Below are 5,419 nucleotides of genomic sequence, written 5' to 3' on the forward strand. Positions count from 1 at the left end.
CGGCCGCGGCGCGCGCGGCGGCCGCGTCGACGCCCGCGAGCCGTCCGCCGAAGCGCTCGACGTGACGGCGCGGCGGTCCATGTAGCAGGTCGATCGATGCGGCTCGCGCTCGTACTGATGGGAGGCGGCGCGCGTGCCGCGTATCAGGTCGGCGTGCTGAAGGCGCTGGCCGAGATCGCGCTCGACGCCGATCCGCAGCGGCGCACGCTGCCGTTCGCGGTCGTGTGCGGCTCGTCGGCCGGCGCGATCAACGCGACGTCGATCGCGAGCCACGCGGACGATTTCCCTCACGGCGTGGGTCGCCTGCTCGAATTCTGGGAGCACCTGCGCGCCGACTACGTGTACCGCACCGACTGGCTCGGCATCGCGGCCGCGGGCGCGCGCTGGCTCGCGACCGTGAGTTTCGGCTGGGCCGCGCGCCGCTCGCCGCGCGGGCTCCTCGACAACGCGCCGCTCGCGCATCTGCTGCAGCGCGAGCTGAGCTTTCACCGGATCGAGCAGATGCTCGAGGCGCGCCTCCTGCACGCACTGTCGGTGACGGCGCTCAGCTATTCGAGCGGCCGGCATCTCACGTTCTACCAGGCGGCCGAACCGATCCAGGCGTGGCGGCGCGCGCAGCGCACCGCGCGGCTCGTCGACCTGTCCGCGTCGCACCTGCTCGCGTCGTCGGCGATTCCGTTCGTGTTTCCGGCCGTGCCGCTCGTGCTCGACGGCCAGATCGAATACTTCGGCGACGGCTCGATCCGCCAGATCGCGCCGCTGTCGCCGGCAATCCACTTCGGCTCGGACGCGATCGTCGTCGTCGGCGCGGCCGATCCGCGGCCCGAGATCCCCGCCGCGAACGGCGGGGGCCTCGTGCGCGGCTACCCGTCGCTCGCGCAGATCGGCCAGCAGGTGCTCGCGAGCGTGTTCCTCGACTCGATCGGCTCGGACATCGAGCGGATCGAGCACATCAACCGGATGATCGCGCACCTGCCGCACCAGGTCGAAGTCGACAGCGGCTGGCGGCACGTCGACGTGCTCGCGATCGCGCCGTCCGAGCGCATCGAGCTGATCGCCGCCAAGCACCTGAAGCAGCTGCCGCTCTCCGTGCGCGGGCTGCTCGGCGCGGTCGGCGGCAGCCAGCCCGCGGGCGCGTCGTTCGCGAGCTACCTGCTGTTCGAGGCATCGTTCGCGCGCGAGCTGATCGAGCTCGGCTACCGCGACGGCTGTGCGCAGCGCGACACGCTCGCCGGCTGGATCGCGCGCGCGGACGGCGCGAGCGCGTCGCCGGCCGACGGGCCGACGGCCGGGGAAATGCGGGTCTGACGCGTTTCGGCCGGGTTTCGCCTGGATTTCGGTCGGGTGTCGGTTGCGTTTCGATTACGTGTTGGCTACGTGTTGATTACGTATCGGTTGCGTTTTCACGACGCATGGCCGCGACGCATCGCCGCACGGCGGCTGTCGGGAACCGACCGGACACCCGTCTCTGAACCGTCACGCACGCGTGATATCATGGCCGCCGCCGAATACACCATATCGAGCAGCCTGCCGGCAGCGGTGCCCCGCACGGGGCCGCGGACGGGCTCGCCAATGAAGCCGGCCAGTGGCCGGCCCCCACTCAGGCACGCGCGGCCCGTTCCGTTCGAGCGGAGCATGGCACGCAGCTTGCCCCACGGCGGCTTACGCGCCGCGCGGCTGAACGGATGCGAATCGCGCATCCGGGGGCCGGTTTCACGCGTAAAATTAGAGTCTTGGTTGCAAAAAGCGCATCGGCATGCGCATTTGCTGCAACGGTCACATTTGAGAGAAGTCGCATTGCGCAGAACAGGGGTGGGACCATCATGAACACCATGCTTTATCCGGAACTTTACAAGTCGCTCGAAGCCGTCCGCTGGGACATGGAGAAGGACATTCCGTGGGACAAGTTCGACGCTTCGCTGCTCACCGACGAGCAGGCGCGGACGATCAAGATGAACGCGATCACCGAATGGTCGGCGCTGCCCGCGACCGAGATGTTCCTGCGCGACAACCAGCACGACAGCGACTTTTCCGCCTTCATGAGCGTGTGGTTCTTCGAAGAGCAGAAGCACTCGCTCGTGCTGATGGAGTACCTGCGCCGCTTCCGGCCGGAGATGATGCCGACCGAGGAAGAGCTGCACGCGGTGCGCTTCCAGTTCGATCCGGCGCCGCCGCTCGAGACGCTGATGCTGCACTTCTGCGGCGAGATCCGCCTGAACCACTGGTACCGTTGCGCGGCCGAGTGGCACACCGAGCCGGTCATCAAGCAGATCTACGAAACGATCTCGCGCGATGAAGCGCGCCACGGCGGCGCGTACCTGCGCTACATGAAGAAGGCGCTGAACAATTGCGGCGACGTCGCACGCGCGGCGTTCGCGAAGATCGGCGTGCTGATGGCGTCGGCGCGCCGCACCGAGAAGCCGCTGCACCCGACCAACCTGCACGTGAACCAGGCGCTGTTCCCGCGCGACACCGTGCAGTCGCGCCTGCCCGATCCGGAGTGGCTCGAGCGCTGGCTCGACGAGCAGATCCGCTTCGACGGCGAGTGGGAGAAGAAGGTCGTCGAACGTATCCTGCACAACCTGTCGATCCTGTTCGAGCGCACGTTCGCGACCGCGCAGGAACTCAACCGGTACCGCAAGGAAGTCACGGGCCGTCTGCAGTCCGAAAGCGGCCCGTCTGCTGCGCAGCCGGCCTGACGTCCGGTCGCGCGTGGCCGGACCGGTGCCGGCCATGCGTTACAGGTCGTGCGTCGCCGGCCGTGCGTTATCGGCTGTGTATCAGCGGCTGTGCGTCACTGGCCGTGCGTCGCCGGACTTGTTCTGCGGCCGCATATCGCGCCGGCCGCTGCCCGGTCAGCATGACACGAAGCCCGTCCGGCCGGTCCGACGGGCTTTTTCTTGGGTGTGCGCGCCGCGCACGCCGTTCGTTTCCGCCTTTCGCCCCATCATGCCCGCTACCTTCGAACGTAAGCTGATCACCCGCGACGCGCTCGCCGCCCTGCGCGCGTCGCTGCCGTCGCCCGTCGTGTTCACGAACGGCGTGTTCGACATCCTGCACCGTGGCCACGTCACCTATCTCGCCGACGCGAAGGCGCTCGGCGCGTGCCTGATCGTCGGCGTCAACAGCGACGCGTCGGTGCGGATGCTCGGCAAGGGCGGCGACCGGCCGATCAACCGCGAGGACGACCGCATGGCGCTGCTCGCGGCGCTCGAGAGCGTCGACTTCGTCGTGAAGTTCGAGGAACAGACGCCGGTGTCGCTGATCGAGGCCGTCCATCCGGACATCCTCGTCAAGGGTGGCGACTACGACATGGATGTGCTGCCGGAATCCGCGCTGGTGCGCGGCTGGGGCGGCCGTGCGCTCGCGATCCCGTTCGAGCACGATCGCTCGACCACCGCGCTGCTGAAGAAGGTGCGCGCGCAGCAGCCGTAACGGGGCGGCGTGCGGCGGTAAGTGCCGATACGTGCCGATACGCGGCAATGCACGGCAATTCTCGATAATTCGCGGCAATATGCGGCGTTATGGCGCGGAGGCTGAGAGCGGCTCGGCCGCTACCGCCGGCGCCGCGATCGGCCCGCCGCTGACGGCCTGATCGGAAGCTTGCGCGAGCGGCGTCACGCGCAGCGCGTCGGGTCGCACCTGCCGCGACAGGATTCCCGGCTCGCGCGGACCGGCCGCAGGTTGCGGCCCGAGCACCTCGCGCGTCACCACGAGCGCGAGCATGTTGGCGAGAAAGAGAACAGCGATCAGCCAGCGCAGCATCGTCGATACTCCTTTCCGTCGTCCAGTCGTCCAGTCGTCCAGTCGTCCAGTCAGGCCAGCGCCGACGCTGGCCGTTCGGTTCGCCCGGTCCGCCGCGCATCAGGCGGCGCGCGTCCCGTTTCAACCATTCGCAACCATTTCCGCGGCAATCAGCGCCAGTCCGGAGAGGATCAGCGCATCGTGGCGCGTATATGGCACCGTCAGCGCACGCGCGACCTCGTCTGCCGCACCGCCCGCGAGCACGAGCCGCACCGGCGCCTGCCACGCGTCGTTCAGGTCGCGCCACGCGCGCTCGATCAGCCCCGCCTGCGCGTACAGGCAGCCGGCCGACAGCGAGCGCGGCGTATCGACCTGGAACGGGTCCGACTGCGCGCCGGCGAGCAGGCCGCTCGCGATGTCGGTCGTCAGCGTCGGCAACTGCGCGGTGTGCGTGCCGAGCGAACGCATCATCAGGGCCCAGCCCGGCGCGATCAGCCCGCCCGTGAAGCGGCCGTCCGCGCGCAGCGCCTCGAGTGTCGTTGCGGTGCCGAACGTCGCGATCAGCAGGTGCTCGCCCGGAAACGCCGCGTGCGCGCCGATCAGGCCGGCCCAGCGGTCGCTGCCGAGCTGGTCGGGCGTCGTGTAGCCGTTGGTCACGCCACCTTGCGCGGCGCACGCGCGGATCGTGGTGCGCGGCAGCCCCGGCCAGTGCGTGTCGAGCAGCGCATCGAGCCCCGCGGCGACGTCCGCGCCAGCGACGTTCGAGATCCACGCGCCGCGCGGGCGCGGCATATGCGTCCAGTCCGGATCGGCGCCGCCGTCGCGCGCATGGCCGAACACGCCCGTTTCGACCAGCGTGCGTTGCGCGTCCGCGAGCGCCCACTTGATCCGGCTGTTGCCGGCGTCGATCAGCAGGTGCGAAGTGCTCATCGTGCCTCGCGCAGCGACACGTCGCCGGCCGCGATCGCCTGGATGCCGGCGGGCGTGTCGAGCAGCAGCTGGCCTGTCGCGTCGATGCCGGTCGCGATACCGCGCGCACGCTCGACGCCTTGCTCGATCAGCACCACTTCGCGGCCCGCGTAGGCGTGCAGCGCGTGCCAGCGCGGCAGGAACGGCGCGAGCCCGTCGGCCGCGAACTGCGCGAGCGCGGGCGTGAGCGCGTTCAGCGCCGCGGCGAGTGTCTCGGTGAGGTTTGCCGACGCCCATGCGGACGACAGCGCGGCGGGCGGCAGCGCGCCTGCTTGCGACGCTTCGCGCGCGCGCTGCGCATCGACCTGCGCGGCGACGGCCTCCGCGCCGCGCACGTTGATGCCGAAGCCGATCACGACGGCCGTCGCGTCGGCCGTCGTCCAGACCGTTTCGATCAGGATCCCCGCGAGCTTGCCGACGAGCTGCGTCGAGCCGGCATCGGTGGCCGTCAGCAGCACGTCGTTCGGCCACTTGAGCGCGATGCCGGAGCGGCCGTCGAGCGGCAGCGCGGCGAGCCCTTCGGCGAGTGCGACGCCGATCGCGATGCTCAAGCCGCCGAGCGCGTCGACGGGGCGCGGCACGATGCAGCCGACCGAGCACAGCAGCGCGTTGCCCGGCTGCGCGAACCACGGCCGGCCCTGTCGGCCACGGCCCGCCGTCTGCTCGAACGCGACTCGTACGAGCGGCGCGGGGAGCGCGCTCGCGG

General features: G+C 70.1%; 6 protein-coding genes. 3 read left to right on the plus strand and 3 right to left on the minus strand.

Features of this window, described 5'->3' with window-relative positions:
- Positions 1-96 precede the first annotated feature (96 nt).
- The 3 genes from G3N94_RS39465 (at position 97) to rfaE2 (ending at position 3,435) form a co-directional block, all read left to right on the plus strand.
- A complete protein-coding gene (locus G3N94_RS39465; protein ID WP_205799611.1) occupies positions 97-1,308 on the plus strand; it encodes a patatin-like phospholipase family protein in 1,212 nt (403 codons plus the stop codon).
- Positions 1,309-1,823: 515 nt separating this feature from the next.
- Positions 1,824-2,699: a ferritin-like domain-containing protein gene (locus G3N94_RS39470; protein WP_205799612.1), complete on the plus strand. Its 876-nt coding sequence runs from the start codon at positions 1,824-1,826 to the stop codon at positions 2,697-2,699.
- Positions 2,700-2,949: 250 nt separating this feature from the next.
- Positions 2,950-3,435, plus strand: coding sequence for a D-glycero-beta-D-manno-heptose 1-phosphate adenylyltransferase (gene rfaE2, locus G3N94_RS39475; RefSeq protein ID WP_205799613.1), 486 nt, complete (start codon positions 2,950-2,952; stop codon positions 3,433-3,435).
- A gap of 87 nt (positions 3,436-3,522) precedes the next feature.
- On the opposite strand, the gene G3N94_RS39480 is transcribed toward rfaE2, so the two are convergent.
- From G3N94_RS39480 to G3N94_RS39490, 3 genes are all read right to left on the minus strand, one after another.
- Positions 3,523-3,765, minus strand: coding sequence for a hypothetical protein (locus G3N94_RS39480; protein WP_205799614.1), 243 nt, complete (start codon positions 3,763-3,765; stop codon positions 3,523-3,525).
- Positions 3,766-3,885: 120 nt separating this feature from the next.
- Positions 3,886-4,674: a type III pantothenate kinase gene (locus tag G3N94_RS39485; protein WP_205799615.1), complete on the minus strand. Its 789-nt coding sequence runs from the start codon at positions 4,672-4,674 to the stop codon at positions 3,886-3,888.
- A partial coding sequence (locus G3N94_RS39490; protein ID WP_205799616.1) for a biotin--[acetyl-CoA-carboxylase] ligase occupies positions 4,671-5,419 on the minus strand: 749 nt, incomplete at its 5' end. The genes G3N94_RS39490 and G3N94_RS39485, both read right to left, overlap by 4 nt.

The sequence above is a fragment of the Burkholderia sp. Ac-20353 genome (assembly GCF_017104785.1).
In the GTDB taxonomy this organism is placed as follows: Bacteria; Pseudomonadota; Gammaproteobacteria; order Burkholderiales; family Burkholderiaceae; genus Burkholderia.